This is a genomic window from Streptosporangium sp. NPDC003464 (genome assembly GCF_053588315.1).
This window is the reverse complement of record NZ_JBSFPS010000053.1, coordinates 16,025-41,534: the sequence shown is the minus strand read 5'-3', so window position 1 is coordinate 41,534 and position 25,510 is coordinate 16,025. Positions and strand designations below refer to the sequence as shown.

The window sequence follows — 25,510 nt, the reverse complement described above, 5'->3', positions numbered from 1 at the left end:
GAGATCTTCATCCGGCCGGCGTGGGCTCCCGTCCTGCCGGACCGGGCTCCCGTACGGCCGGAGATCTTCATCCGGCCGGCGTGGGCTCCCGTCCTGCCGGACCGGGCTCCCGTACGGCCGGGAAGGACACCCGCGGGGCCGGGAAGGAGTCCATCGGGATCATGCTCCTGGAGGCCCCGGCCAACCGCATGGACGACCCGCGGGCCCGCATCTTCATCGTCGACCACGTCAACCCCGGCACCGAGTTCACGAGGCGCTTCAAGGTCACCAACAGCTCGTCCAGGCCCCAGCACGTCGAGCTCTACGCGAGCGGCGCCTCCGTCGGCAAGGGCGGCTTCGCGTTCGCGCCGGCCCGCACCCCGAACGAGCTGAGCTCGTGGATCAGGCTCAGCCGTTCCGCGGTCGACCTGAAGGCGCACGGCAGCGCGACGGCCAAGGCCACGATCGACGTGCCGGCGATGGCCGTCAGGGGAGAGCGATACGCCGTCATCTGGGCGGAGGTCTCCTCGTCGGCCCCCGGTCCGCAGGGGAACGTCGCCCTCGTCAACCGGGTCGGGATCCGCACCTATCTCGACGTCGGGCCGGGCGGTGAACCCCCGTCGGACTTCCGGGTCGGCGAGGTGCTCCCGCAGCGCGCCGAGGACGGCCGGCCGCGGATCGTGGCGAGCGTCTTCAACACGGGCGAACGCGCCCTGGACATCAGCGGGCAGCTGTCGCTGTCCGACGGCCCGAGCTCGCTCAGCGCCGGCCCCTTCCGGGCCGCCCGCAACGTGACCGTGGCGCCGGGAGAGCGCGGGGAGATGGCCGTGGTCCTGGGAGAGGGCCTCCCGGACGGGCCGTGGAAGTTCCATCTCGCCCTCCAGAGCGGCCGGGTCAAGCACACGGTGACCGGCACCCTCACCTTCCCGGAGAAGGCCGGCACCTGGGGCCCGCCGGCCTCGCTGGACTCCCCCCTGATGCTGACGGTCACACTCGCCGGGCTGGTGGCCCTCGCCGCCGCGGTGCCGTTCCTCGTCTTCGGCTTCCGCCGCCTCGCCGCACGCCGGCAGAGGTTGTCGGCGAGCGGTCTCCGTGACGATCCCTCCTGACGCCGGGTGACGCGGCGTCAGGACCGGTGGCCGGCCGGGCGGCCACCGGGAGGAGGGCCTACCGGCTCAGGAGGGCCTACCGGCTCCCGGCGGCCTCCAGCAGGGTGATCTCGTCCGCGCCGAGCACCAGGCCGGCGGCCGCCGCGGAGTCGCGGGCCGTCTCGGGGCGGCTGGCCCCGGGGATCGGGACGGTGGCCGGGGACCGGGCCAGCAGCCAGGCGAGACAGACCTGCTGCGGGCTCACCCCGTGCTCACGCGCGACCGCGTGGAAGGCGGCGTACGCCGGGTCGGGCGCGCCGGAGCGGGACCGGCCGTCGAGCGAGCTGCGGGAGATGCCGCCGAGCGGGCTCCAGGGCAGGAACGCGACGCCCAGCTCCTCGCAGAGGCGCAGCTCCGGCTCGCCGGCGCGGACGGCCGGGGAGAACCGGTTCTGCACCGAGGCCAGCCTGCCTCCCAGGATGTCGTGCGCCTGGCGGATCTGCCCGGCGTCGGCGTTGGAGACGCCGGCCATGCGGATCTTGCCCTCGTCGAGCAGCTCGGCCAGCGCGCCGACGGAGTCGGCCCAGGGGACGGCGGGGTCCGGCTTGTGGAGCTGGTACAGCCCGATCGTGTCGACGCCGAGCCGCTTGAGCGACGCCTCGCAGGCCCGCTTGAGGTGGTCCGGTGAGCCGTCGACCGTCCACGAGCCGTCGCCCGGCCGGCCCCGGCCGCCCTTGGTGGCGACGAGCACCTCCGCGGTGCCGCCGCCGTACGCGGCGAGCGCGCGGGCGACCAGCTCCTCGTTGTGGCCGCTCTCGCCGGCGTGCCAGTGGTAGGAGTCGGCGGTGTCGATCAGCGTCACGCCGGCGTCGAGCGCGGCGTGGACGGTGGCGACCGCCCGGCGGTCGTCCGGCCGGCCCTCGATCGACAGGGGCATGGCGCCCAGTCCGACGGCGCTGACCGGGACGTCGCCGATGTGGCGGGTACGCATGTCCGGTGACCTCACAGTGCTTGGGCGACGGCGTCGGGCAGCCAGTCGCGGGTGTGGGAGAAGGCGAAGCCGAGCCGGCCGGCCCGGCTGTTGTCCATGCCGTAGTAGTGGCCGAACGAGTACGGCGAGACCTCGGCGCCCCCGGACCTGTCGTAGACCGGCCGGGCGGCGGTGTGCGAGGCGATCCGGTCGCACAGCTCGAAGACGTCGAACTCACCGTGGGAACGGGCGTTGACGGCGCCGGTGAAGTCGGCGCCCGCCGTCCACCGCAGGAACTCGGCGATCTCCCTGTGGTGGACGAACGACGACGGATGGTTGTCACGGTGGACCACGATGGGGCGGCCCGCGCGGATCCGCTCGACGTAGTGCCGGAGCCTGCCGGTGAAGTCGGCCGGGCCGCCGCCCATGACGTGACCGGACCGCACGGTGACGAAGGGGAACGCGGCCTCGCGGGTGAAGACCGCTTCGGCCTGCCGCTTGCCCTCGCCGTACTGGCTCTCCAGGAACGCCCGGTCGTGCCAGGGCAGGCCCGGATCCACCGGCCACAGCTCCGGGTCGACGGCCGTCTCGGCCATCGGGGTGCCGGGAACGGCCGCGGGGACGCCACCGGCCGGGGACGCGGGGACGCCGCCGGCCGGGGAGTGGTCGTAGACCTCGATGGTCGAGGTCATCACATACCGTCCGGTGCGTCCGGCGAAGACCCGCGCGGCGACGGCGGCCTGGAGCGGCGTGTTGCACACCTGGTCGACGACCACGTCGAAGGTGCGGGTGCCCAGTGCCCGGGCGAGCCCCCGCTCGTCGTCGCGGTCGGCCACGACGTGGGTCACGCCCGGGGGCGGCGCCTGCGAGCCGCGGTTGACGAGCGTGACGTCGACGCCCCGGTCCCGTAGCCCTACGACCAGGTGCCGGCCGAAGTAGCGGCTGCCGCCGATGACGCATACCTCTTTCATGCCTTCATCCTGTCCATATACGGTTTTAAGCAGAAGTGGTGATCTGCTTAAGCGGCTGTTAGGGAAACTGATGATCGATGTCCAGCGGCTGCGGATCCTGAGCGAGGTCGCCCGGCACGGCAGCTTCAGCCGGGCCGCCGCCGCGCTGCTGCTCACCCCGTCGGCGGTCTCCCAGCAGATCGCCGCGCTGGAGCGGACGCTCGGGACGCCGGTGGTCCACCGCAGCACCCGCGGGGCGGTGCTCACCGAGCCGGGCCGGCTGCTCGTCGAGGCCGCCGAGACGATCTCGGCGGAGCTGCGGCACACCCAGGAACAGATCGACCGGTTCACGACCGGCCGCGCCACCCTCACCGTCGCGACGTTCACCAGCGGAGGCCGTTATCTGCTGCCGGCCGCGCTCGCCCGCTTCACCGCCGATCACCCGGAGGTCGAGCTGACCGTGCTGGAGCACGAGCCGGAGGGCAGCCTGCCGATGATCCGCGAGGGGCGGGCCGACATCGCGCTGGCCTACCACTTCGACAGTCCGCCGCCGGTCCGGCCCGGCGACCGTTCGCGCCTGACGTGGATGCCGCTGATGGAGGACCCGATGTCCGTCGTCGTGCCCGCCGGCCACCGGCTCGCCGGCCGCGCGTCGGTCGACCTGGCCGAGATCGTCGCCGAGCGATGGGTGCTGGGCTGCCTCAAGACCGGGGACTTCCTCCACCGCTACGCCACGCTCGCCGGCTCCGAGCTGCGCGTCTCGGCCAGCACCACCGACTACTTCTTCGCCCAGGTGCTGGTCGCCGCCGGCGTGGGTATCGCGATGATCCCCGAGGTCGCGCTCCGGCCGTCCGCGGAGCTGGTGGCCGTACCGGTCAGGCCGCCGCGCCCCGCCCGCTACATCGGGGTGGCCGTCGCGCGCCGGCGCCTGACGCGGCCGCACGTCGCCGCGCTCGCCGAGGCGCTGCGCCTGGCCGTGCCCGGCGGCGCGGTCCACTGCGGCGGGTGAGGTCCTGGGCGGCCGGGCGGCGGGCGCGCGACAGGGGGCCGGAGGTCACCCTCGGTGCGGGCGTGATCACATTTCTGGTCAAAACGCGATAGATCTCGTTTATGGCTTTAAGGTCAGGTTGCCAGAGTCAATGCGCTGACCGAAAGAGCGTCATGATCCCCCTGCTCGCACTGGACGCCGTCCCGCCCCATCCCTATCCGCTGATCCGCGGCGGCGGCCTCTTCCTCATCTTCGTCGGCCTCGGCTTCCTGCTCGGCTGGATCTTCCCCAGCAAGTGGATACCGCTCGGCATCGGCGGGTTCGTCACCGGATTCGTCGCCAGCGGTCTCAGCGCGCTGCTGAAGCCGTCCCTGGGCACGCCCTCCCCGGTGCAGATCGCCGCACTGGTCGCCTCCTTCGTCGTCGAGGCCGGTCTCATCTACTACGTGGTCACCACGTTCAAGGACCGGGACGACCGGACCATGATCCTGAGCATCCTGTTCGTGGTCGGCCTGCACTTCGTCGTCATGGGGATGGCGCACGGGCCGCTGATCGCGATCCTCGGCGTGGTGACGTCGCTGAACGCCTGGATCGGGCTGAAGGTGACGCCGAGGTCGCCGCTCCGCCTGGTGGGCGGCATCGACGCGCTGCTGAAGGTCGGAGTGGGCTCCTGGATGCTGTTCCTGTACCCCGCGCTCACCTACACGTGACCTGGCAAGGGGCGGCACCGCTCCGGATCCGTACGGCACACGGAGCATAGCGGCGGCCACCCGGTGCGTCTGTAGGGCGTAACCACACAGTGGAGGTGATCGTGGACGCCGCAGAGGAGCGACGGTTCCGCGAATTCGTCTCGGCGCGGTCCCCCGCGCTGATGCGCCTGGCCTACCTGCTGACCGGTGGCGACCAGCACGCGGCGGAGGACCTGCTGCAGACCGCGCTGGCCAGAACGGTCGTCAGGTGGCGGAGCGTGGACGCACCCGAGGCATACGTCCGTCGGGCGATGTACCGCCAGCAGGTCTCCTGGTGGCGGCGGCGACGGGAGACTGTCATCGCCCAGCCGCCCGACCGGGCCGTGGCCGACGGCACGCACGGGGTCGAGCTGCAGCTGGTCATGCGTCGCGCGCTGGCCCGGCTGACGGCCCGGCAGCGGGCCGTGCTGATCCTGCGCTACTACGAGGACCTGCCGGAGGCCGAGGTGGCCGACATCCTCGGCTGTTCGGTGGGCACGGTCCGCAGCACCGCCCACCGCTCCCTGGCCAGGTTGCGCGAGCTCGCACCCGAGCTGCGGGAGCCGTACACGATCTTCGGGGAGGCCACGGCATGACCATCGACGAGCTCGTCAGGCGGACCCTTCACGACTGGTCCGACGAGGCGCAGGTCCCCACGGACCTGGCGTCGAAGGCGCTCGGGAAGCGCCGGCGTGCCAGGGGCAGGACGTTCGCGGTGGTCGCGGGGGCGACCGCGGCCGTCGTGGCGGGCGCGCTCACGGTCCCGGCGCTGCTCCAGGGGGCGGGGGGCGGCGACGCGCGGCCCGCCATCGCCGTCCTGACCGATCCGAGCCCGTCCACGGAGACCGTGGGCGACCTGGAGTCCACGCCGCCGAAGACCCTGGTGGCGGCGGGCGGTACGGCGCTCTACTCCTACTACGTCTGGGACGAGGAGAGGATCCCCAACGGACGGCAGGTGCTGAGGCGGACCTGGTACCGCTACGACAAGGGCCGGCAGACCTACGAGCGGACGCCGTGGGCGTGGCTCGACGTCGCGCAGGGCGGGCAGTCCGTCGCGGTGATGGAGACGGTCCCCGCACGGCGGGTCGGGGTGATCACCACCCCGGGGGACGAGGTCCGGTGGATCGACCTGGAGCGCCCGGCCGGGGCCGTGAGCTGGTCTCCCGACGCCAGGAAGCTGCTGGTCACCAACTACGGCGGCAATCCCGACGAGTCCTACCCCTTGGTGAACAACAGCCGGGAGATGCTGCCCACGACCCGGACCGGCTACACCGTCGTCGACATGGACAGCGGGCAGGCCGCGTTCCACCCGCTGGAGCCGGACGAGAACAACCGCTTCGGCGGTCGCCTGGACTTCGCCTGGAGCACGGACGGCACCCTGGTCTGGGAGCACAACAGCACTCCGCCCGGCACCAAGAAGTTCTACGACCTGGACGGAAACCCGCGGCAGGGGCCGCCGGGCGCGGCCGACACCTACGAGACCGCCGGGGTGTCGCCCGACGGCCGGTGGATCGCGGCCCGGAGCCCGGACAAGAACGCGGCCATGGGCCTGAAGGACGTGCGCACCGGCGAGGTCATATCGGTCAAGCCGATCGAGGGGCAGTGGGTCGAGCAGCTCGTCGCCTGGGCGGACGACGACCACGTGATCACGTGGGCGTGCGAGTCCAAGGGGTTCAACAGCTGCGTCGGCAGCGAGTTCCGCAACCGGCTGCTCCTGGTGGACGTGAACGGGGGCGAGGCCGTGCCGCTCACCGGCTACCGCGAGAACAGTCAGCGGCCCGGCTCGTGGGTGCCCGTCTTCACCCGCCGCTGAACGGCCGCGCGGGCCGCCCTGGTGACCGTGCGGGCCGTCCTGGATGACCGTACAGCGGGCCCCGGCCCGCTGTACGGACTGGCCCGCACGGCGGTGAAAATCCTTGGCCGTATGGCCGTATGTCAACATATGCTGTTGATCATGATGTTCGACTGGGCTCCGCTGACCAGGGACGACGCGGGTAGCTGGGCGGAACTGCTCGCCGAGGTCGAGAGGGCGGACCGGGTCGGGGAGAACTACGGCGCCGGTGACCTCGCCGACGACCTCGACAACCCGCTGCTCGACCTGGCCGAGGGCACCCTGGCCGCGTGGGACGGGGACAGGATGGTGGCCTTCGGCGTCACCGCCTGCCGCCCCACCGCCGACCCGGTCCACAAGATGACCCTGTGGGGCGCGGTCCACCCGGCGTACCGGCGCCGCGGCCTCGGCGGCCACCTGCTCGACTGGGCCGTCCGCACCACGCCGGTGCTGCACGGACGCCGCTTCCCCGGCCGGCCGCTCGAACTCCACCTCCACGCCTTCGACAGCAACGAGGGCGCGGCCGCGCTGGCCGTCCGGAAGGGGATGACCCCCGCCCGGTGGTTCTACGGCATGAGCCGCGACCTGGGCGTGGCGCCGCCCGCGGCCGTCCTGCCCGGCGGCCTGGAGATCGTCACCTGTCGCGGGGATCTCCAGGAGGCCGCCCGCGAGGTGTACAACGCGTCCTTCGCCGACCACTGGGGCAGCACCCCCCACACCCCGGAGAGCTGGAGGCGCGCCGTCGTCGGTGTGCGGGCCTTCCGTCCAGAGAGCTCCTTCCTCGTCCGGGACCGGTCGGGCGGGAGCGTGGCGGTGCTGCTCACCTACTACTACGAGGCCGACACCGAGGCCACCGGGGTCCGCGAGGCGTGGATCCAGATCATCGGCACCCTGCGGGAGTGGCGGGGCAAGGGGGTGGCCGGCGCGCTGCTCGCCCACGCCCTCGCCGAGTTCCGCGCCCAGGGCTACGCGAAGGCCGGGCTGGGGGTGGACGCCGACAACCCGACCGGCGCCCTGGGGGTCTACACCCGCGCCGGATTCGAGGTCGAGCAGCGCACGACCACCTACACCCTGCCGATCGGCTGAGCGGGGACGGGCCCTTCACCCGGCCGGATGGGAACGGCCCCTCCCGCCCTACCGATCGGCTGAGCGGGGACGGGCCCTTCACCCGGCCGGCGGACTGAGCGGGAAACGGGCACGGAGCCGGGCCCCGAGGTCTCCCTCGGCGACGTGCAGGCCGCCGCCGTGCCGTACCGCGATGTCCCGGGCGATGGCGAGGCCGAGGCCGGACCCGCCCGCGTCCCGGTCCCGCGCCTCGTCCAGCCGGGTGAACCGGTCGAAGACCGCCTCACGGTGCTCGGCCGGGATGCCGGGTCCGTCGTCGCACACGTCGAGTACGGCCTCGCCGTCCTCCAGGGTCAGGCGGACGGTGACCGCGGAGTCCGCGTGCCGTACCGCGTTGTCCACCAGATTGGCCACCAGGCGGCGCAGCTCCTCGGCGGAGCCGCGGACCACCACGTCGGCGGCCACCTCCAGCCCGACGCGGATCTCCGGCCTGGGCCGGGACAGGGCCGCCTCCTCGGCGGCGACCTGGCCGAGATCCACCTCGCCGTGACAGGCCGGCTCACCGGCGTCCAGGCGGGCCAGCAGCAGCAGGTCGGAGGTGAGCGCCTGGATCCGCTCCACGTCCGTCAGCGCCTCGGCCGCCAGCGGTCCGGGTGGGGCGAGCTCCAGTCGGGTCCGCAGGACGGCCAGCGGGCTGCGCAGCTCGTGGGCGGCGTCGGCGACGAAGCGCTTGTGCCGGTCGACGGCCAGCTCCAGGCGGTCGAGCGTGCGGTTCATGGTCTCGGCGAGGCGGGCGATCTCGTCGCGGGAGCGCGGCACCGGGACCCGGCGGTGCAGATCGCTGGCGGTGATGTCGGCCATCTCGGCGCGGATGGCCGAGACCGGCGCGAGCGCCCGGCCGACCGCCAGCCAGGTCAGGGCCGCGACCAGCAGGAGCAGTCCGGGGATGCCGGGCAGCAGCAGTCCGTTCAGGCTCTCCAGGGCGGCCTTGGCGGGTTCCAGGGAGGCCCTGGCCCGCACGAGCAGCGTGCCCTCAACGGTCTCGACGGGCATGGTGGCCACCGTGAACATGCTCGCGGGCGCCCACCGCTCGGCGGCCACGGCGGCCTCCAGGACAGCCGCCTCCCGGCCGGTGACCGGCCGGGTGGTGTCCAGTCCGAGGTCGTCTGACCGAGTGGCGTCCGGCTCGGACTTGGCCGACCGGGTGGTGTCCGACTTGAGGTCACCCGGCCGGGTGGTGTCCGACTTGAGGTAACCCGGCCGGGTGGTGTCCGACTTGAGGTAACCCGGCCGGGTGACGCCCGAGCCGGGGCCGCCCGGCGTGGGGCCGCCGGGCCCGGGACCGGACGTCTCCGGGCCGGTCGGTCCGCAGACGGTCGGTCCGTAGGCGGTCGGTCCGAGGGGGACCGGCCGGGCTGGCTGGACAGGCTGGGCGATGGCCGCTCCCCACTCCCCGGCCGGAAGGTCGTCCTTGTCGAGGACCTGGATGTCGGGATCCAGCGACTCGGCCTGCTTGCTGACGAGGACGCCGGGGCTCGCGGTGATCAGGCCGGCGGTGACGTCGGCGCGCCGGACGGCGTCGGCCGAAGCGCTCTCCACGAGGCTGCCCCGGAGCACGCCGACGAGCACCGCCGCCGCGACGCCCAGCGCGACCGCGACGATGGCGGTGGCGGCGAGAGTCGCCCTGACCCTGACCGACAGGCGCGACATCTCAGGCCTCCAGCCGGTATCCGGCGCCGCGCACGGTCACCAGGGACGACCGGCCGAACGGAGCGTCGATCTTGCGGCGTAGCGCGCTGATGTAGACCTCGACGATGTTCGGGTCGCCGTCGTAGGAGAAGTCCCACGCCTGCGCCAGCAGCTCGCTCTTGGAGACCACCTCACCCTGCCTGCGGGCCAGACCGTGCAGGACCGCGAACTCCTTCGGGGTGAGGGAGATCTCCACCTCGCCCCGGCGGCAGCGGAGCCCGGCCGGATCGACGGTCAGGTCGCCCACCGTGATGGAGACCGGCCTGGCCTGGCCGCCCCGGCGCACCAGCGCGCGCAGCCGGGCCAGCAGCACCACGTAGGAGAACGGCTTGGACAGGAAGTCGTCGGCCCCGGTGTCCAGGGCCTCGGCCTCGTCGTGCACGCCGTCCTTGGCGGTGAGCATCAGTATCGGCGTCCAGTTCTCCGCCTCGCGGAGCCTGGCGCAGACGGTGTAGCCGTTCATCCGGGGCAGCATGACGTCGAGCACGATCACGTCGTAGGCGTTCTCGCTCGCCATCCACAGCCCGTCGCGCCCGTCGTGGGCGACGTCTACGGCGAACCCCTCGCCGGCCAGGCCGCCCTTCAGCAGGTCGGCCAGGCGCTTCTCGTCCTCAACCAGCAGCACGCGCATGCCGCCCAGCGTGCCGTACCCCACCTAAAGCCAACCTGAAGACGGGTTCGGCCGCGTTCAGCGTGGGTTCAGGTGGCGCGCGGGACGGTGTGGCCGTCAGATCCGATCAACCGAGGAGAGCAAGAATGCGCATCCGTTACCTCGCCGCGGCCGTGGTCACCGCCGGCGCTCTGATGGCGACCCTGACCGGGGCGGCCAGCGCCTCCGACGCCCCCGCCCCGACCACGCCGGACAAGGCCGTCACCGTCACGTGCGAGGGGGCCGAGGGTCATGCCGTCCTCGCACGCAAGCTCACCGAGGCCGAGGTGAAGGAGCTCCAGGCCAAGGGCGGCACGCCGGCGAAGGCCACCATGCCCGCGACCGGGATGAAGATCGACAAGCTCCCCGAGGGGGCGGAGATCCCCGAGCTCACCGTGGGGGTGACGGTCACCAAGCTGCCCGACGGGACGGAGATCGCCAAGCTCCCCGAGGGAGCGGAGGCCCCCGGGTCCACCGACGCGGTGAAGACCGTCCCCGCCCTGCCGGCCACCCCGCTCGACTCGTCGGAGCAGGCCGGGACCGAGAAGGGCGGGATCCTCTCGCCCAAGGACGACGAGACTGTCGCGGCCAGGGTCCTCCCGGCCGAGGAGGTAGAGGCCGGCAAGGCCGTGCCGCCCGCCGAGGGCGCGATCGTCACCTGCTTCCACAAGGCGGAGCGGGCCGAGGACCTCAAGGCGGAGCCGGCCGAGGAGGCCGGCGGCCGGTAGCCCGGTGACGCGCGGCCGTGACGGACAGGGCCCGGCGCCGTACCGGACGGAGCCCGGCGGCGCGGTCCGCGCCGGGCGGGACTCCGGCGGTGCGGGCCGTACCCGGTGGGAGCCTGGACGGGACTCCGGCGGTGCGGTCCGTACCCGGTGGGAGCCTGGGCGGGACTCCGGCGGCGCGGCCCGCACCGGGCGGGATCAGGCGTCGGGGAAGGACGGGTGCGGGCCCAGGGCCCAGTACTCGTACAGGCCGTAGCCGACCTGGCCGTCGTATTCGAACCGGCCGACCGCGTCGACCAGGCCCCACATGCGGGCGGCGTCCTCCGGCAGGGTGTGGGTAACGCCCTGGACCACCGTGCCGGGGCCCTGATACATGCCGTGCCTCCAGTCCGGTTCCAGGCCATATCCGGTGCCCACCATCAGGTGCACCGGGAGGATCGGGGTGCAGCGCACGTCGAAGGGCCTGCCGCCCGGCGGCGAGAAGGAGATCGTCGCCTCTCGCACGTCCCGGGTGCCGGCCACGTATTCGGGACGGTACTCGGGGCGGCCGAGGTATTCCTGCTCGCCCTCCCGGGGAGATCCGAAGCCCCACACCCTGACCGCCTCCTCCAGCACCCGGCGGCCTTTGTCGTCCTCCTGGAGGATGCACAGGATGGCGTGGTCGTCGAACTGGACGGGGGTGTAGAGCCAGTAAAAGGTGCCCGGGTCGCGGGCCTGGATCCCGGGGGGCTCGGGCTCGCCGACCGGCCGGATGCCCCAGGAGCGGTCGCGGGTGCCCTGCCACCGGTCGGGGGTGACCTCGACGCGCTCGTCGCCGATCAGGATGTGCCCGCTCCACCGGCCGGTCTGGGCCATCCGGGAGGAGTCGAACACGACCCGCTCCTGCCTGCGCACATGGTGCCGGGGCTCCAGCGTGGCCGGGATGGTCGCCTCCCAGGTCAGGTCGTAGGACAGGCCGTGCTCGTTGGGGTCGAGCACGATCCGCAGCCGCCTGAGCCCCTCGATCACCTCGATCCGGAACGGGCCGATCCGGGTGTCCATCCGGTCGTCGCCGAGCTCTCGGGAGGCTCGGACGACCCGGTGCAGGTCCCGGTGGCGCACGCAGGCGAAGGCGTCGGTGACGCCGAGGTTGGGGTACTGGCCGGCTCCGACGATCAGCATCAGCTCGTCGGAGCCGGCGTGACAGTTGAAGTAGTACCGGTCGTAGAAGTTGCGGTCGGAGGTCACGACGTGCCGCATCACGTCGGGCGACTGGTGGACGGGGTAGTCGTCGAGCGGCGACAGCGTCATCGGTGCTCCTTCGGCCTGAGGAACACGTTCTAACAAGCGCTTGGTGCGAGAGTCAACACGGTCGGCACACAGGAGTACGGCCCGCGACCGGGGCGCAGGCCGTACTCCGATAACCGGAGTGATCCGATAAATCAGGGCATCTTGGTGGAGGCCTGATCCGCCTCGGTCTCGGCCTTGTCGCCTGGCCCGCCTGCCGTGGAACCGGCCTTCGACCTGACGCCGTGCGCCATCTCGACGGCCTTGTCCGCCGTGGCGTGCGCCTTCTCACTCATCCAGCGGGACGCGTCGGACGTGCTGTCCTTCATCGCCTCGGTCCACTGGTCGGTGCTCTTGCGGTACATCGCGAAGCCGATGGCCCCGACCGCGAGACCGGTGAACAGCAGGACCATCGGCCATCTGCGTGACCTGGCCGCCGGAGTGGGATCGATCTTCGTGGCGGCCTGCGACAGCAGCGCGCTGACCTTCGGTGCGAGCTGTTCCTCGAAGGAGTGGGCGGCGGCGTCCAGCCTGGGTGCCGCCCATCCCCTGGCCAGATAGACCTTCTCGTTGGCCGCGACGCGGGCGTTGGTCGCCGCGTCGCGGGCATGGGCGGCCGTGTCGCGGGCGTGGGTGGCCATCGGGCCCACCCGGTCGGCGGCGCGTGCGAGCTGAGCCTTCATGTAACCCAGCCGCGTGTCCGGTATCACTATTTCGATGTGGCGCTTTCCAAATTGTGCAAGAGGCACTTCAACCTCCCCAGTCGTCGGGGCCCCGTTGCCTCCCCTGCCCGATCGGGCGAGGCTCAATCATGACCAGCCGTGGGAGGATGCTAGATGGACCGGCTACGGCCGCAACCGTTAAAACACCACAAGAGCACTATGTTGCAGAGGCTTTAGCCAATACCAGAAGGGGGCAATCCGATCGTGGCTGAGAAGTTGATCGCGAACCTGAAGACCAACCGCGGCACCGTGAAGATCCAGCTCTTCCCGGACCACGCGCCCAAGACCGTGCGCAACTTCGTCGAGCTGGCCGAGGGCACCCGGGAGTGGGTGAACCCGCAGACCGGCGAGAAGACCACCGACAAGCTCTACGACGGGACGATCTTCCACCGGGTCATCGACGGCTTCATGATCCAGGGCGGCGACCCGCTCGGCCAGGGCACCGGCGGCCCGGGCTACAAGTTCGACGACGAGATCCACCCCGACCTCTACTTCAACCGTCCCTACCTGCTCGCCATGGCCAACGCCGGCATCCAGTTCGGCAAGGGCACCAACGGCTCGCAGTTCTTCATCACGGTGGTGCCCACGCCGCACCTCAACGGCAAGCACTCCATCTTCGGCGAGGTCGTCGAGGGTCAGGACGTCGTCGACGCCATCATCAAGACCGACACCGACGCCCGTGACCGGCCCAAGGACCCGGTCGTGCTGGAGTCGGTCACCATCGACCGCGTCCAGGGCTGACGCCCGCGGAGCGGCGGTCTCCGCGAGGAGGCCGCCGTTTCACGTGCCCGGACACTCAGGATCATGAATAGGCTGGCAGTCTGTGGATAACAGCACGGTCGAAGGGGCCAGCGAGACGCCATGACCACCCAGCCACCCAGCGAGCCTGACACCGCCGCCGTTCCCACGTGCTATCGGCACCCCGGCCGTGAGACCTACGTGCGCTGCCAGCGCTGCGACCGTCCCATCTGTCCCGACTGCATGCGTGACGCCTCTGTCGGCTTCCAGTGCCCCGAGTGCGTGTCCCAGGGCAACAAGACGGTACGGCAGGCGCAGTCGGTCTTCGGCGGCCGGGCGGTCACCACGCCCCGGGTCACCTGGGCGCTGCTGATCGTCAACATCCTGGCCTACGCCGCGGAGACCCTCAGCCCCGACTGGGTGCTGAGCCATTTCGCGATGAGCTCCGGCAACGTCGCCTACGGGGGCGAGTGGTGGCGGCTGATCACCGGGGCCTTCCTGCACATGCCACTGAGCTCGGGCTCCTTCGCGCTCACCCACATCCTGTTCAACATGTGGGCCCTCTACGCCATCGGCCCCGAGCTGGAGCGGCGCCTCGGCTCGCTGCGCTTCCTGGCGCTCTACCTGCTGTCCGCGCTCGGCGGCTCCGTCGCCATCTACCTGTTCGGCAACATCGCGGTAGGCGCCTCGGGCGCGATCTACGGCATGTTCGGCGCGCTGTTCGTGGTCTCCAGGAAGCTCGGCTACGACGCCCGCGGCGTGCTCTGGCTGATCGGCATCAACGCGGCGCTGACCTTCGTCATCTCCAACATCAGCTGGCAGGGACACCTGGGCGGCCTGATCACCGGCGCCCTGGTGAGCGGGATCCTCGCCTACGCCCCGCCGAAGAGCCGCAACGCGGTCCAGTGGGGAGGCTGCGTGGCGGTGCTCGTGGTGCTCCTCGCGCTGGTCGCGCTGCTGCCGCCGTACGCCTTCCAGGCCGCGTACGGCCTCTCCGGCTGATCCACACCCTGATGCTTCCCCAGGGTGTGGATAAATTCTGTGGAAAAAACTAACGCCAGCGGGTGGACAACACCACACCGAAGATGATGAAAGCGAACCCGATCAGCAGGTTCCAGTTGGTGAGGGCGCCGATGAAGGGCGCGCTGGGCGCCACGTAGTAGACGGCGATCCACAGGATCCCGATGATCCAGGAGGCCACCATGACCGGCGCCAGCCAGCGCGGGCTCATCTTGACCTGCTGGGTCGTCTGCGGCGGGGTGTAGACCGCCTTCTTACGAGTCTTGGGCTTGGGCACTGGGGTCTCTCCTGCGTCGACCCTGCGCGATCCGGATCGCGCGCAGGGTGTGTCAGCTAGCGTAATCGCTGGTGGGCGAAGACCCGAGTAAGAATAGTCGGCACACACGGGACATGGCGATCCCAGAAGGGATCATCACAGCGCAAACCTTGGGCCAACCGCGCGGTCCATACCCGTCCGGGATGATCTGCCGTCATTAGCCTGAGCCCATGAGAGCCGCCCTGAGAACGTTCGGGGAGCTGAGCATCACCGCAGGGGTGATCATTCTGCTCTTCTGCGCATATCTCCTCTGGGGGACCGGTACCTACACGGTCCAGCAGCAGACAGTGCTGCGCGGGCAGCTCCTCAAGGAGTTCGCCGAGGAGCGGAAAGAGCCCGCCGGGCCCGGCCGGATCCGGCTCGGCGGGGCGATGGCGCTGCTGAGCATCCCCCGGTTCGGAGACGACTACGGCTACGCCGTCGTGGAGGGGGTCGGCTTCGACCAGTTGCGGATGGGTCCGGGCCACTATCCCGGCTCCGCCATGCCAGGAAAGACTGGAAATTTCGTGCTTTCGGGGCATCGGACCACCTACGCCGCGCCCTTCAACCGGATCGACGAGCTCCGCCGGGGCGACGAGATCGTGGTCGACGCCCGCGAGGCCCGCTACACCTACCGGGTCACCGGCACCCGCGTCGTCGAACCGACCGAGGTCGGAGTCATCGCCCCGGTCCCCGGCCAGCCCGGCCGCAAGCCCACCAGGGCCCTCATCACCCTGTCCACCTGTCACCCGGAGTACTCCGCCGCGCAGCGGCTCATCGTCTTCGGGGAGCTGGACGAGAGTGAGGACCGTCGCAGATGAGGAGAGTCCCATGTACGGCTGGATCTGGCGGCTGTTCCCCGGCGGCCCGGCGGCCAAGGTGTTCGTCGCGGTGGTGCTGGCGGGGCTGGCGGCGGCCGTACTCTGGTATGTCGTGTTCCCCTGGCTCGAACCCCGCGTCTCCTTCGACCACACCACGGTGGGCTGATGGCCCGCATCCTGGTCGTGGACAACCACGACAGCTTCGTCCACACCATCGTCCAATACCTCCGTGAGCTCGGCGCCACCTGCGACGTGCGCCCACGCGACCACGTCGTGCCCGAGGACGCGACGGGTTTCGACGGGGTCCTGATCAGCCCGGGGCCCGGCACCCCCGAGGACGCCGGGGTGAGCGTCCCGCTCGTCGGTCACTGCGAGACCCACGGCATCCCGCTGCTCGGCGTCTGCCTCGGCCACCAGGCCATCGCGGTCGCCCACGGCGCCACCGTGGCGCGGGCTCCGGAGCTGATGCACGGCCGGACCAGCGCGATCACGCACGACGGCCGCGGCGTCTTCGCCGGGCTGCCGTCCCCGGTGACCATGACGCGCTACCACTCGCTGGCCGTGGTGCCGGAGACGGTCCCGGAGATCCTGGAGATCACCGCGACCACCGGCGACGGCCTGGTCATGGGCCTGCGCCACCGCACCGCGCCCGTCGAGGGTGTGCAGTTCCACCCCGAATCGGTGATCTCCGAACACGGCCACGGACTGCTCGGAAATTGGCTCGCGGGAATCGTGTAACGCCACGACCGTCTTGAACGACTAACCAGTGAGCCCTTCCGCCATCGCCCCCGAGTGGCGGAAGGGCTCTTCTCGTCCCCGAGGACGAGCGCCCCGGACCGCGGAGAAGCCCGAGCGCTGAAAAGCCTGAGCGTGGAGAGTCCGAGCGCTGAGAAGCCTGAGCGCTGAAAAGCCCGAGTGTGGAGAGACCGGGTCCACCGGACTCCGGGCCTCGGCCCCGAGGAGATCGGGCCCTCACGTCCCAGCCAGGCCCTGTCCCCGGCCCCGGAGAACTGGCCCCCGTGCTACGACGACAGGACGGCCCCCGCCGGTGGCGGGGGCCGTCCTCATGGGGCCCTCACGGGCCGGCGGTCAGCCGCCCAGGTCGTCGCTGGGCGGGTCCTCGACGAACGGGTCCTCGGTCTGCTGATCCGTCGGCTGGGTGTCCGGCTGCGGGTCCTCGGTGATGTTCGGGTCCTGGGTCGGGGGCGTCGCCGGCTCGGTCGGCTCCGGGGCCTGCCCGCTGGAGACGACCAGCGTGATCGTGGTGCCCGGCTGGTACTTGGCACCGGCCTCGGGCGCCTGGCTGAGCACGGTGCCCTCCGGCAGGTCGCTCTCCTGCTCGACGACCTTGTATCGGAAGCCCGCCTCCTTGAGCATCCGCTTGGCGTCGCCGACCGTGAGGTTGACCACGCCCGGAACCTCAGTGGCCTCCTTGGGGACGTAGATCTGGACCGTGCTGCCCTTGGGGGCCTGCTTGCCCGCCTCGGGGTTGCTCTCGATCACCTTGCCCTGCGGGGCGTTGGAGACCTTGGTCCGCAGGCTCGGGACGAAGCCCGCGCCCTCCAGGGCCGCCTTGGCCTCATCCGCGGTCATGTTGACCACGTTGGGCACCTCGACCTTCTCCACACCCTTGGAGACGGTGAGCGTGACCTCGCTGTTCTTGTCGACCTCGGTGCCGGAGGCCGGGTCGGTGTCGATGACCGTGCCCTTCTCCAGCTCCTCGTCGTATTTGTCGACCCGCTTGACCTTCAGGCCCAGCCCCTCCAGCGTCTTGGTCGCCGAGGCCGCGGTCTGCGAGGTCAGTGACGGGATCTTGACCTTGCTGCCGGCGGTGGAGTCGCCGGGGGAGCTCAGGAACATGTAGCCCACGCCGATGAAGGCGCCGATGACCAGCAGCGGGACCAGGATCCACGCGGCGGTCTTGACCGCGGTGTTGCCCCCGCCGCTCTGCTGCCGGCGCCGGCCGCGCTCGCCGCGCCCGCCCTCCTCGGTGCCGTAGTCATAGGCCGGGACGGCGGTGGTGCGCTGGGTGGCCGGTCCGCCGGGGGCGGGGGCCTGCTGCATGGTCCGGGTGGCCGCGCCGTAGTTGTTGGCCAGCGCCATCGTCTGGGCGTCCATCGGCATGCCGGACATCGCCCGCTGGATGTCGGCCCGCATCTCCCCGGCGCTCTGGTAGCGATGAGCGGGGTCCTTGGCCATCGCCTTGAGCACGATGGCGTCGGCCCACTTGGGGATGTCCGGGTCGATCTGCGACGGCGGGATCGGGTCCTCGCGCACGTGCTGGTAGGCGATCGCGACGGGGGAGTCGCCGGTGAACGGCGGCTGCCCGGTCAGCAGCTCGTACAGCACGCAGCCGGTGGAGTAGATGTCGCTGCGGGCGTCGACCCGCTCGCCCCTGGCCTGCTCCGGCGACAGATACTGTGCCGTGCCGATGACCTGGGCGGTCTGCGTCATGGTCGCCGCCGAGTCGGCCATCGCGCGGGCGATGCCGAAGTCCATCACCTTGACGTCGCCGTTGTTGGTGATCATGATGTTCGCCGGCTTGATGTCCCGGTGGACGATGCCGCCGCGGTGGCTGTAGTCCAGCGCCCGCAGGATCCCGTCGACCAGTTCGGCCGCCCGCTCGGGCAGCAGCCGCCGGTCGGCGCGGAGCAGGTCGCGCAGCGTGCGGCCGTCGACGAACTCCATCACGATGTACGGCACCGGCGCCCCGCCCGCCACGTCCTCGCCGGTGTCGTAGACAGCGACGATGGACGGGTGGTTCAGCGACGCGGCGGACTGCGCCTCCCGGCGGAAACGGGCCTGGAAGATGTGGTCTCTCGCCAGGTCCGCGCGGAGGGTCTTGATGGCGACGATCCGATCCAGCCGGATGTCTCGGGCGCGATATACCTCGGCCATGCCGCCACGCCCGACGACGCCGTCAAGCTCGTAGCGATCGCCGAGGCGTCGAGGCTGAGTCATTTCCTGCACTGTCCCTTACCGTTCATCTTGGGTGCCGGTGAGCTCTTGGGCCACCGGTGTCCATCATCGACCCCTCGCCGCATCACGTCTCCCCCTTTGGCGGCTCTGTGTCGCCGGTGCCGGGAGTGGTGCTCGGTGTGAGGCTCGGTGTCGCCGTCGGGGCGGTGGGCGTCGGAGTCGAGGTAGTCGGGCTGGGGCTGGGGCTGGGCGATGGCGACGTGGTCGGCCGGGGGCTGGGTTTGACCGATGTGCTTACCGTAGCCGACGGCGTGGGCGAAGGACGGGTCGGCTTCGCCGGTGGGACGGGCGATCTGCTCGTCGCCGGCTTGGTCCTGCTCGGCCGGACCGTCGGGGTTTTGGTGATCGGGCTCAGCCGGACGGCGGGCTCCTCCGGCCTGCTGTCGCCGGGGCGGTCGGTCAGGTTGTGGACCGCCAGCGCGCCCAGTCCGACGGCGGCGGCGCACCCCGCGGCGGCGGCGATCACCGTCCTCCGGCGCAGGCCCCGGCGTCGCGGGACGGTCCGTGCCGTCCTCGCGGTGGCCGGACGGGAGTCCCCGGCCGGTCCGCCGGGGCCGGACCCCGCGGCCGGGCCGGGAGGCGCCGGCGGGGAGGCGGCCAGGGCGGAGGTGACCTCTCGCGGCCATTCGCCGGCGGGCTCCGCCCGCCATCCCGCCGGATCGGTGAGCATGGCCAGGTCGGCGGCGCCCGCCGGGGCGAGCGAGCCGCGCAGCGCGTATGCCCGGCCGGCCAGCTCCCGGGCCCCGGCCGGCCGCCGCTCGGGGTCCTTCGACAGGCACGCGGTGACCAGCTCCCGCACCGCCCGGGGCACGCTCCCGGGCAGCGGCGGCGGATCCTCGCTGAGATGCATGAGCGCGATCGCCACCTGCGTCTCGGCGACGAACGGCGGGCGGCCGGCCAGGCACTCGTAGGCGACCACGCCGAGTGAGTAGACGTCGGTCGCGAAGGTCAGCGGCTCTCCTGACGCCTGCTCGGGGCTGACGTACTGGGCGGTGCCGAGCACGGTGCCCGTCTGGGTCATCGACGAGCCCTCCAGCGCCCTGGCGATGCCGAAATCCGTGATCTTGATCACTCCGGCCCCGGTGACCAGCAGGTTGCCCGGCTTGATGTCCCGGTGGATGATCCCCGAGCTGTGCGCCGCCTGCAGGGCCCTGGCGGTCTGGTAGACCACGTCGAGGGTGTTGCCGGCGCTCAGCCTGCCGTCGCGCGCCAGGATGCCGGCCAGCGACTCGCCGGGGACCAGCTCCATCACGAGGTAGGCGACGTCGTCGGCCTCGCCGTAGTCGAAGACCTGGGCGATGCCGGGGTCGGCCAGCCCCGCCGCGATCCTGGCCTCGCGGCGGAACCGCTCGCGGAAGGCCGGATCGGCCGCCACGTGCCGGCGCAGCAGCTTCACCGCCACCTCGCGGCCGAGCAGCTCGTCCCTGGCCCGCCAGACCTCGCCCATGCCGCCCGTCGCGATCCGCCCCAGCGGGCGGTATCGGCCCCCGAGCAACGCGGTCATCTACCCAGCACCGCTTCCATCACGCTCTTGGCGATGGGCGCGGCGGTGTGACCTCCGGAGGCGTCGTCGCCGGCGCTGCCGGACTCGACCATGAGCGCGAGAGCGACCTTGGGGTCCTCGGCGGGGGCGAAGGAGATGAACCACGCGTGCGGGTCCCGGCCCTCGGCGGTCTCGGCGGTGCCGGTCTTGCCGGCGACGGCCACCCCGGGGATCTGCGCGGCGTTCGCGGTGCCGTTGTTGACGACGTTGACCATCATCTCCTGGAGCTTGCGCGCGGTGTCCTCGCTGATCGCGGTGGTGAACTCTTCGGGGTCGGCGCCCTCGATCTCGCCGCCCTCCGCGTCCGCGATCTTGTTCACCAGGTACGGCTTCATGACCACGCCGTTGTTGGCGATGCCCGCGGCGATCATGGCCATCTGCAGCGGGGTCATCTGGTTGCTGCGCTGGCCGATCGACGCCTGGGCGAGCGCGGCCTTGTCCTCCTCGCTGTCCTTCTTGTTCCAGAAGGCACTGGCCGCGACCGGCATCGGGATGGCCAGCGGGTCACCGCCGATGCCGAACTTGAAGGCCTGGTCGCTGACGGCGTCGTAGCCCAGATCTATGGCGATCTTGCCGAACGGCGTGTTGCAGGACCGCTCCAGCGCGAACGACAGCGTCACGCGTCCGGAGCCGCACGCCGCACCGCCGTAGTTGGGCAGGTCGGCGGTGGTGCCGGGCAGGTCGAGCCGCTGCGGGGCGTCCACCTGGCTCTGCGGCCCGAGGGTGTCGTCGCTCTCCAGGTAGGCCGCCATGGTGACCACCTTGAAGGTCGAACCCGGCGGGTAGGTGCGCTCGATCGCCCGGTTCAGCAGCGGCTGGTCCTTGTCCTCGGCCAGCTTGGTGTAAGCCTTGTTGACCGCGGCCTTGTCCGCCTTGGACAGCGGGTTGGGGTCGTAGCTGGGGATCGAGACCATGGCGAGGATCGCCCCGGTCTTCGGCTCGATCGCGACCAGTGCGCCCTTCTTGCCGCTGGCGCCGAGCGCCTTGTAGGCCGCCTCCTGCGCCTTGGGGTTGATCGTCAGGTCGACGTTGGCGCCCTTGGTCTTCTTGGCGGTGAACAGGTCGATGCTGCGCCGGATGAGCAGGTCGGCGCTGGTGCCGTCGAGCAGGTCGTTCTCGGCCCGCTCCATGTCGCGGGTGCTCTCCGGGGCGAAGAACCCGGTGATGGGCGCGTAGACCTTGCCCTCGGGATAGCGCCGTGCGTAGCGGAAGGTGTTGTCGCCGGTGTCGACGGACTCGGCGAGCACCTTGTCGCCCGCGGTGATCCGGCCGCGCTCGACCTGGTAGCGGTCGTAGAAGTTGCGGACGTTGCGCGAGTCCGCCCGCAGGTCGTCCGCCCGTACGGCCTGCAGGTAGTTCACGTTGAGCATGAGCAGGCCGAACATGAGCAGGCAGGCCAGGGCGACGCGCTTGAGGGGACTGTTCATCGCTGGAACACCTGCGTCATTCCTTCGTCCTGGATGGCCTGGGGCGGCGGTTTCCGCGCCGCATCCGACATGCGTACCAACAGCGCGATAAGGATCCAGTTAGCCAGCAGCGCCGAACCGCCCTGCGACATGAACGGGGTGACCAGGCCGGTCAGCGGGATCAGGTTGGTGACGCCGCCGACGATGATGAAGACCTGCCAGGCCAGGATGAACGACAGGCCGCCGGCCAGCAGCTTGGAGAACGGGTCGCGGGCCGCGATGGAGGTGCGCAGGCCCCGCTCCACGATCAGGGCGTAGACCATCAGCAGGGCCATCAGCCCGGTCAGGCCCAGCTCCTCGCCGGTGGCGGGGAAGATGAAGTCGGAGATGGCCAGCGGGATCCTGTCGGGGTGGCCCTGGCCGAGCCCGGTGCCGAGGATCCCGCCGGTGGCCATGGCGAACAGGCCCTGCATGAGCTGCTCGCTGCCGCCGACCTTGTTGAAGAGCTCCGGGTCCTCCGGGTTGAGGTAGACCTCGAAGCGGGCATGTACGTGTTCGAAGATCGCCCCGGCGAGGATCGCGCCGCCGACGAAGAGCAGGATGCCGATCAGGACCCACGAGGTGCGCTGGGTGGCGATGTAGAGCATCGCGATGAACGTGCCGAAGATCAGCAGGGAGGAGCCGAGGTCCTTCTGCAGGATCAGCACGCCCAGGCTGAAGCCCCAGACGATGAGGATCGGGCCGAGGTCGCGGGCACGGGGCAGGTCGATGAAGAGCAGCCGCCGTCCGGCCAGCGCCAGCACGTCACGCTTGGCGACCAGGTAGCCGGCGAAGAAGACGATCAGGGCGAGCTTGGCGAACTCGGCGGGCTGGAGCTGGCCCACACCGGGGATCTCGATCCAGATCCGGGCGCCGTTGATGTTCTTGCCGATGAACGGCAGCAGCGGCGAGATCAGCAGGAGGAGTCCGACGGCTCCGGCGGTGTAGGTCAGCCGCTGCAGCGCGCGGTGGTCGCGCAGCACGATCAGCGTCACGCTGAACAGGACGACCCCGACGGCCGTCCACAGGAGCTGGGTGGTGGCCGAGGCGCCGAACGCCTTGGACTGTTCGAGGCGGTAGATCATCACCAGGCCGAGGCCGTTGACCAGCGTCACCAGAGGCAGGATCAGCGGGTCGGCCCAGGGTGCGAACCTGGCGAGCACGAGGTAGGCGGCCAGCATGAACCCGCCCAGGCTGAGGCCGTAGGTGAGCATGCCCGAGGGGATCTGCTTGTCGATCGCCAGCCCCACGTTGGCGTAGGCGAACATCACGATCACGACCGCGAAGGCGAGCATCGCCAACTGGGCCAGCCGACGTTTGGCGGGCAGGGGGACGGGCTCGACGCTTGGGGTGCTCATGTGTCTACTGTGACCTTGTGGGTTCCGGGGTTGCGGTGCCGTCCGGCTGGGAGGTCTGCCTGGTCTTCCCGTCGGGCTTGGTCTCGGGCTTGGTGTCGGGCTTCGTCTCGGGCTTGGTGTCAGGCTTCGCCGCGGACGACTTGAGCTCCTGGATCTTCTTCAGGCCCGCGTCGACGCTGGCGACGGGGATGCCGTCGCGGACCTGGCCCTGCTGGAACGCGCCGAGGGCTTTGATCGACTCGGTGGTGCTCCGGGCGACGTCGAAGAGCTCGATGGGGCCGATATTGGTCTTCACGCCCTGGAAAACCACGATCTCATCCCCTTTCGCCCCTACGAAGTATTGATCGTCGAGCCACTGGCTCCCGAAGTACCAGCCTAGGCCGCCGCCGACCAGGACGACGCCTCCCACCGAGGCCAGAAGCGGCCACACCCGGCGGCGTCTGACCGGCCGGCCGGCGGCCCTGACGACCGGCTCCTCGGGATCGTCGTCGACGATGACGGGCTGGGGCATGGTGACCATGCCGGCGCGCCCGGCCGGGGTGTCCGGCGGCGGGGTCCGCGGCCGGGCCGACCCGGCGGCGCCCACCACGGCGGCCTCGACGGGGAGGGCGAGCCCCTCGTCGACCTCCAGGACGTCGGCCAGCACGCAGGTGATGTTGTCGGGGCCGCCGCCGCGGTTGGCCAGGTCGATGAGCGCGCGGACCACCGTCTCGGGGTCGTCGATCGTGGAGAGCGTCTGGTGCATCGTCTCCGCGCTCACCACCCCCGACAGCCCGTCGGAGCAGAGCAGGTAGCGGTCGCCGACCTGGGCCTCGCGCAGGGACAGGTCGGGGTCGACCTCGCCGCTGCCGTCGAGCGCCCGCAGCAGGATCGACCGCTGCGGGTGGGTGGCGGCCTCCTCCTGGGTGATCCGGCCGTCGTCCACCAGCGACTGCACCAGGGTGTGGTCGTGGGTGATCTGGTAGAGCTCCCCGGCGCGCAGCAGGTAGGCGCGGGAGTCGCCGACGTGGACCAGGGCGACCCTCGTGCCGGACCACAGCATGGCGGTCAGGGTGGTGCCCATGCCCTTGAGGCTCGGGTCGCGCCCCACCATGTCGTGCAGTCTGCGGTTGGCCTCCCTGACCGCCGCCTCGATGGCGCTGAGCAGGTCACCCCCCTGCGGGTCCTCGTCGAGGGAGGACATCGCGGCGATGGCGACCGAGCTGGCCACCTCGCCGTGTGCGTGGCCGCCCATGCCGTCGGCGACGGCGAGCAGTCGGCCGCTGGCGTACGCCGAGTCCTCGTTACCTTCGCGGAGGAGGCCGACGTCGGAGCGGGCGGCGTAACGGAGTGCGATGGTCATTTGCGCAATTCGATGACGGTCTTGCCGATGCGGATCGGAACACCGAGCGGCACCGGGGTCGGACGGGTGACTTTGGAGCGGTCGAGGTATGTGCCGTTGGTCGAACCGAGATCTTCCACGATCCACTGACCGTCCTGGGGGAAGAGCCGGGCGTGCTTGCTGGAGGCGTAGTCGTCACTGACTACCAGCGTGGCGTCGGTCGCCCGGCCGATGGTGATCGGCGTCTCTGAGAGGGTGATGGTGGTGCCTTGCAGGGGACCACCGATGACGACCATCTGCCGCGGCTCCCCCTTCTTGGGTTTGGCCGCGGGCTTGATCGGCTTGGCAGCCTTGCGCGCGGGGGCGGCGGTGGTCGTGCGGGATCCGAACAAGTCTGTCCGGATCACGCCGACCGCGGCAATCACGAAGAACCACAGCACCGCGAGGAACGCGAGCCGGATCAGCAGCAGCGTGAGCTCGGACATGGACCGTCTGTTTACCTTTAATCGCGCCGGAAAACCAGAGTCGTCCGCCCCAGCGTCACGCGAGTGCCGTTCTGGAGCTCGACCCGGCGTACCGGCTGGCCGTTGACGAAGGTGCCGTTCGTGGAGCCGAGGTCGACGAGCACGACCTGGGGGCCCTCCACGCGCAGCTCGGCGTGGTGCCGGGACACACCCGGGTCGACCAGCCGTAGATCACAGTCGGTGCCCCTGCCGAGCAGGGTCACCGGGGTGGTCAGGTCGTAGGACCGCTGCCCCTGCGGGTCGTCCTGGGTGGAGACCAGCAGGCGGGGACGGCCCCCGAAGGCGTGCGGCTTGGCCGCCGGCACGTCGCTCACCGGCTGGCGGATCTCGTCCTGCTCGACCGTCGCGCCGCGGATCACGCCGGAGCGGATCCGGAACAGGCCGACCGCCAGGTCGTCCGCCGTCTCGAAGCGCACCCGGACCGGTCCCACGAAGGAGTAGCCCTGTTCCTTGGCGTACTCCCTGGCGAGGTTGGCCAGTTCGTGGCTGATGCTGTCGGCGTAGACCTCCAGGCGCTCGCTGTCGGTGGTGGACAGCTCGACCACGAAGTCGTTCGGCACGAGCGTGCGCCCTTGTGCGACGATCGCCGCACGCTCGTCCATCTCACGCTGAACCGCGCTGGCAACCTCGACCGGCTGAAGGTCAGATTTGAACGCCCGCGCAAAGGCTCCCTCAACCAAACCTTCGAGCCTCCGCTCGAAGCGCTGAAGGACTCCCACCGGGTACCTCCCTTCCTCCGTCTAACTAGGTCACGGC

The 25,510-nt window shown here is 71.0% G+C and carries 26 protein-coding genes; 12 read left to right on the top strand and 14 right to left on the bottom strand.

The window, feature by feature from the left end; genetic code table 11:
* The coding region (locus ACWDS7_RS14740; protein WP_451929695.1) for a hypothetical protein at positions 1-1,088 on the top strand (1,088 nt) is incomplete at its 5' end.
* A 76-nt stretch (positions 1,089-1,164) separates the two neighbouring features.
* Here the strand turns inward: ACWDS7_RS14740 and ACWDS7_RS14735 are convergent.
* Entirely contained in the window at positions 1,165-2,058 is an 894-nt protein-coding gene (locus ACWDS7_RS14735; protein ID WP_451929694.1) for an aldo/keto reductase, read from the bottom strand.
* An 11-nt stretch (positions 2,059-2,069) separates the two neighbouring features.
* Positions 2,070-3,008: an NAD-dependent epimerase/dehydratase family protein gene (locus ACWDS7_RS14730; protein WP_451929693.1), complete on the bottom strand. Its 939-nt coding sequence runs from the start codon at positions 3,006-3,008 to the stop codon at positions 2,070-2,072.
* A 70-nt stretch (positions 3,009-3,078) separates the two neighbouring features.
* On the opposite strand from ACWDS7_RS14730, the gene ACWDS7_RS14725 reads away from it, so the two are divergent.
* From ACWDS7_RS14725 to ACWDS7_RS14705, 5 genes are all read left to right on the top strand, one after another.
* Complete coding sequence (locus tag ACWDS7_RS14725; RefSeq protein WP_451929692.1) at positions 3,079-3,996, top strand: LysR family transcriptional regulator; 918 nt, start codon at positions 3,079-3,081, stop codon at positions 3,994-3,996.
* A gap of 152 nt (positions 3,997-4,148) precedes the next feature.
* A complete protein-coding gene (locus ACWDS7_RS14720; RefSeq protein ID WP_451929691.1) occupies positions 4,149-4,685 on the top strand; it encodes a DUF6609 family protein in 537 nt (178 codons plus the stop codon).
* 101 nt (positions 4,686-4,786) lie between these two features.
* Entirely contained in the window at positions 4,787-5,299 is a 513-nt protein-coding gene (locus tag ACWDS7_RS14715; protein WP_451929690.1) for a SigE family RNA polymerase sigma factor, read from the top strand.
* Positions 5,296-6,516, top strand: a complete 1,221-nt coding sequence (locus tag ACWDS7_RS14710; RefSeq protein WP_451929689.1) for a hypothetical protein — start codon at positions 5,296-5,298, stop codon at positions 6,514-6,516. The genes ACWDS7_RS14715 and ACWDS7_RS14710 overlap by 4 nt, the downstream gene beginning before the upstream one ends.
* Positions 6,517-6,657: 141 nt before the next feature.
* Positions 6,658-7,620: a GNAT family N-acetyltransferase gene (locus ACWDS7_RS14705; protein ID WP_451929688.1), complete on the top strand. Its 963-nt coding sequence runs from the start codon at positions 6,658-6,660 to the stop codon at positions 7,618-7,620.
* A 78-nt stretch (positions 7,621-7,698) separates the two neighbouring features.
* Here ACWDS7_RS14705 and ACWDS7_RS14700 read toward each other — a convergent pair whose 3' ends face one another.
* Together ACWDS7_RS14700 and ACWDS7_RS14695 are read right to left on the bottom strand one after the other, a co-directional pair.
* Positions 7,699-9,309 carry a sensor histidine kinase gene (locus ACWDS7_RS14700; RefSeq protein WP_451929687.1) on the bottom strand — a complete coding sequence of 537 codons (1,611 nt, stop codon included), beginning with the start codon at positions 9,307-9,309 and terminating at the stop codon, positions 7,699-7,701.
* 1 nt (position 9,310) lies between these two features.
* The gene (locus tag ACWDS7_RS14695) at positions 9,311-10,003 is read right to left on the bottom strand and encodes a response regulator transcription factor (protein WP_451929686.1); all 693 of its coding nucleotides are present in this window, start codon (positions 10,001-10,003) and stop codon (positions 9,311-9,313) included.
* Between the two features lie 101 nt (positions 10,004-10,104).
* Here ACWDS7_RS14695 and ACWDS7_RS14690 point away from each other — a divergent pair, with 101 nt between their 5' ends.
* Entirely contained in the window at positions 10,105-10,725 is a 621-nt protein-coding gene (locus ACWDS7_RS14690) for a hypothetical protein (RefSeq protein ID WP_451929685.1), read from the top strand.
* Between the two features lie 195 nt (positions 10,726-10,920).
* Here ACWDS7_RS14690 and ACWDS7_RS14685 read toward each other — a convergent pair whose 3' ends face one another.
* Together ACWDS7_RS14685 and ACWDS7_RS14680 are read right to left on the bottom strand one after the other, a co-directional pair.
* Complete coding sequence (locus tag ACWDS7_RS14685) at positions 10,921-12,012, bottom strand: hypothetical protein (protein ID WP_451929684.1); 1,092 nt, start codon at positions 12,010-12,012, stop codon at positions 10,921-10,923.
* 131 nt (positions 12,013-12,143) lie between these two features.
* The gene (locus ACWDS7_RS14680; RefSeq protein WP_451929683.1) at positions 12,144-12,671 is read right to left on the bottom strand and encodes a hypothetical protein; all 528 of its coding nucleotides are present in this window, start codon (positions 12,669-12,671) and stop codon (positions 12,144-12,146) included.
* Positions 12,672-12,914: 243 nt separating this feature from the next.
* On the opposite strand from ACWDS7_RS14680, the gene ACWDS7_RS14675 reads away from it, so the two are divergent.
* Both ACWDS7_RS14675 and ACWDS7_RS14670 read left to right on the top strand, forming a co-directional pair.
* Positions 12,915-13,451 carry a peptidylprolyl isomerase gene (locus ACWDS7_RS14675; protein WP_370879681.1) on the top strand — a complete coding sequence of 179 codons (537 nt, stop codon included), beginning with the start codon at positions 12,915-12,917 and terminating at the stop codon, positions 13,449-13,451.
* Positions 13,452-13,691: 240 nt separating this feature from the next.
* A complete protein-coding gene (locus tag ACWDS7_RS14670; protein WP_451929682.1) occupies positions 13,692-14,450 on the top strand; it encodes a rhomboid family intramembrane serine protease in 759 nt (252 codons plus the stop codon).
* Positions 14,451-14,499: 49 nt separating this feature from the next.
* Here the strand turns inward: ACWDS7_RS14670 and ACWDS7_RS14665 are convergent, their stop codons facing one another.
* Entirely contained in the window at positions 14,500-14,745 is a 246-nt protein-coding gene (locus ACWDS7_RS14665) for a cell division protein CrgA (RefSeq protein WP_451929681.1), read from the bottom strand.
* 209 nt (positions 14,746-14,954) lie between these two features.
* Here ACWDS7_RS14665 and ACWDS7_RS14660 point away from each other — a divergent pair, with 209 nt between their 5' ends.
* From ACWDS7_RS14660 to ACWDS7_RS14650, 3 genes are read left to right on the top strand one after another with little or no spacing between them, the layout of a single operon-like run.
* The gene (locus ACWDS7_RS14660; RefSeq protein WP_306861792.1) at positions 14,955-15,584 is read left to right on the top strand and encodes a class E sortase; all 630 of its coding nucleotides are present in this window, start codon (positions 14,955-14,957) and stop codon (positions 15,582-15,584) included.
* Between the two features lie 10 nt (positions 15,585-15,594).
* Positions 15,595-15,750 carry a hypothetical protein gene (locus tag ACWDS7_RS14655; protein WP_306861794.1) on the top strand — a complete coding sequence of 52 codons (156 nt, stop codon included), beginning with the start codon at positions 15,595-15,597 and terminating at the stop codon, positions 15,748-15,750.
* Positions 15,750-16,322 carry an anthranilate synthase component II gene (locus ACWDS7_RS14650; RefSeq protein WP_306861796.1) on the top strand — a complete coding sequence of 191 codons (573 nt, stop codon included), beginning with the start codon at positions 15,750-15,752 and terminating at the stop codon, positions 16,320-16,322. Before ACWDS7_RS14655 ends, ACWDS7_RS14650 begins: the two co-directional genes overlap by 1 nt.
* A 351-nt stretch (positions 16,323-16,673) precedes the next feature.
* On the opposite strand, the gene pknB is transcribed toward ACWDS7_RS14650, so the two are convergent.
* From pknB to ACWDS7_RS14615, 7 genes are all read right to left on the bottom strand, one after another.
* Positions 16,674-18,545: a Stk1 family PASTA domain-containing Ser/Thr kinase gene (pknB, locus tag ACWDS7_RS14645; protein WP_451929680.1), complete on the bottom strand. Its 1,872-nt coding sequence runs from the start codon at positions 18,543-18,545 to the stop codon at positions 16,674-16,676.
* An 82-nt stretch (positions 18,546-18,627) separates the two neighbouring features.
* Entirely contained in the window at positions 18,628-20,067 is a 1,440-nt protein-coding gene (locus tag ACWDS7_RS14640) for a serine/threonine-protein kinase (RefSeq protein ID WP_451929679.1), read from the bottom strand.
* Complete coding sequence (locus tag ACWDS7_RS14635) at positions 20,064-21,533, bottom strand: peptidoglycan D,D-transpeptidase FtsI family protein (protein ID WP_451929678.1); 1,470 nt, start codon at positions 21,531-21,533, stop codon at positions 20,064-20,066. The genes ACWDS7_RS14640 and ACWDS7_RS14635 overlap by 4 nt, the downstream gene beginning before the upstream one ends.
* Positions 21,530-22,909: an FtsW/RodA/SpoVE family cell cycle protein gene (locus tag ACWDS7_RS14630; protein ID WP_451929677.1), complete on the bottom strand. Its 1,380-nt coding sequence runs from the start codon at positions 22,907-22,909 to the stop codon at positions 21,530-21,532. Before ACWDS7_RS14630 ends, ACWDS7_RS14635 begins: the two co-directional genes overlap by 4 nt.
* A 4-nt stretch (positions 22,910-22,913) precedes the next feature.
* On the bottom strand, positions 22,914-24,251 hold the full coding sequence (locus tag ACWDS7_RS14625) for a Stp1/IreP family PP2C-type Ser/Thr phosphatase (protein WP_451929676.1): 1,338 nt from the start codon (positions 24,249-24,251) through the stop codon (positions 22,914-22,916).
* Entirely contained in the window at positions 24,248-24,715 is a 468-nt protein-coding gene (locus tag ACWDS7_RS14620) for an FHA domain-containing protein FhaB/FipA (protein ID WP_306861810.1), read from the bottom strand. The genes ACWDS7_RS14625 and ACWDS7_RS14620 overlap by 4 nt, the downstream gene beginning before the upstream one ends.
* A 17-nt stretch (positions 24,716-24,732) precedes the next feature.
* Positions 24,733-25,473, bottom strand: a complete 741-nt coding sequence (locus ACWDS7_RS14615) for an FhaA domain-containing protein (protein WP_306861813.1) — start codon at positions 25,471-25,473, stop codon at positions 24,733-24,735.
* Between the last annotated feature and the right edge of the window lie 37 nt (positions 25,474-25,510).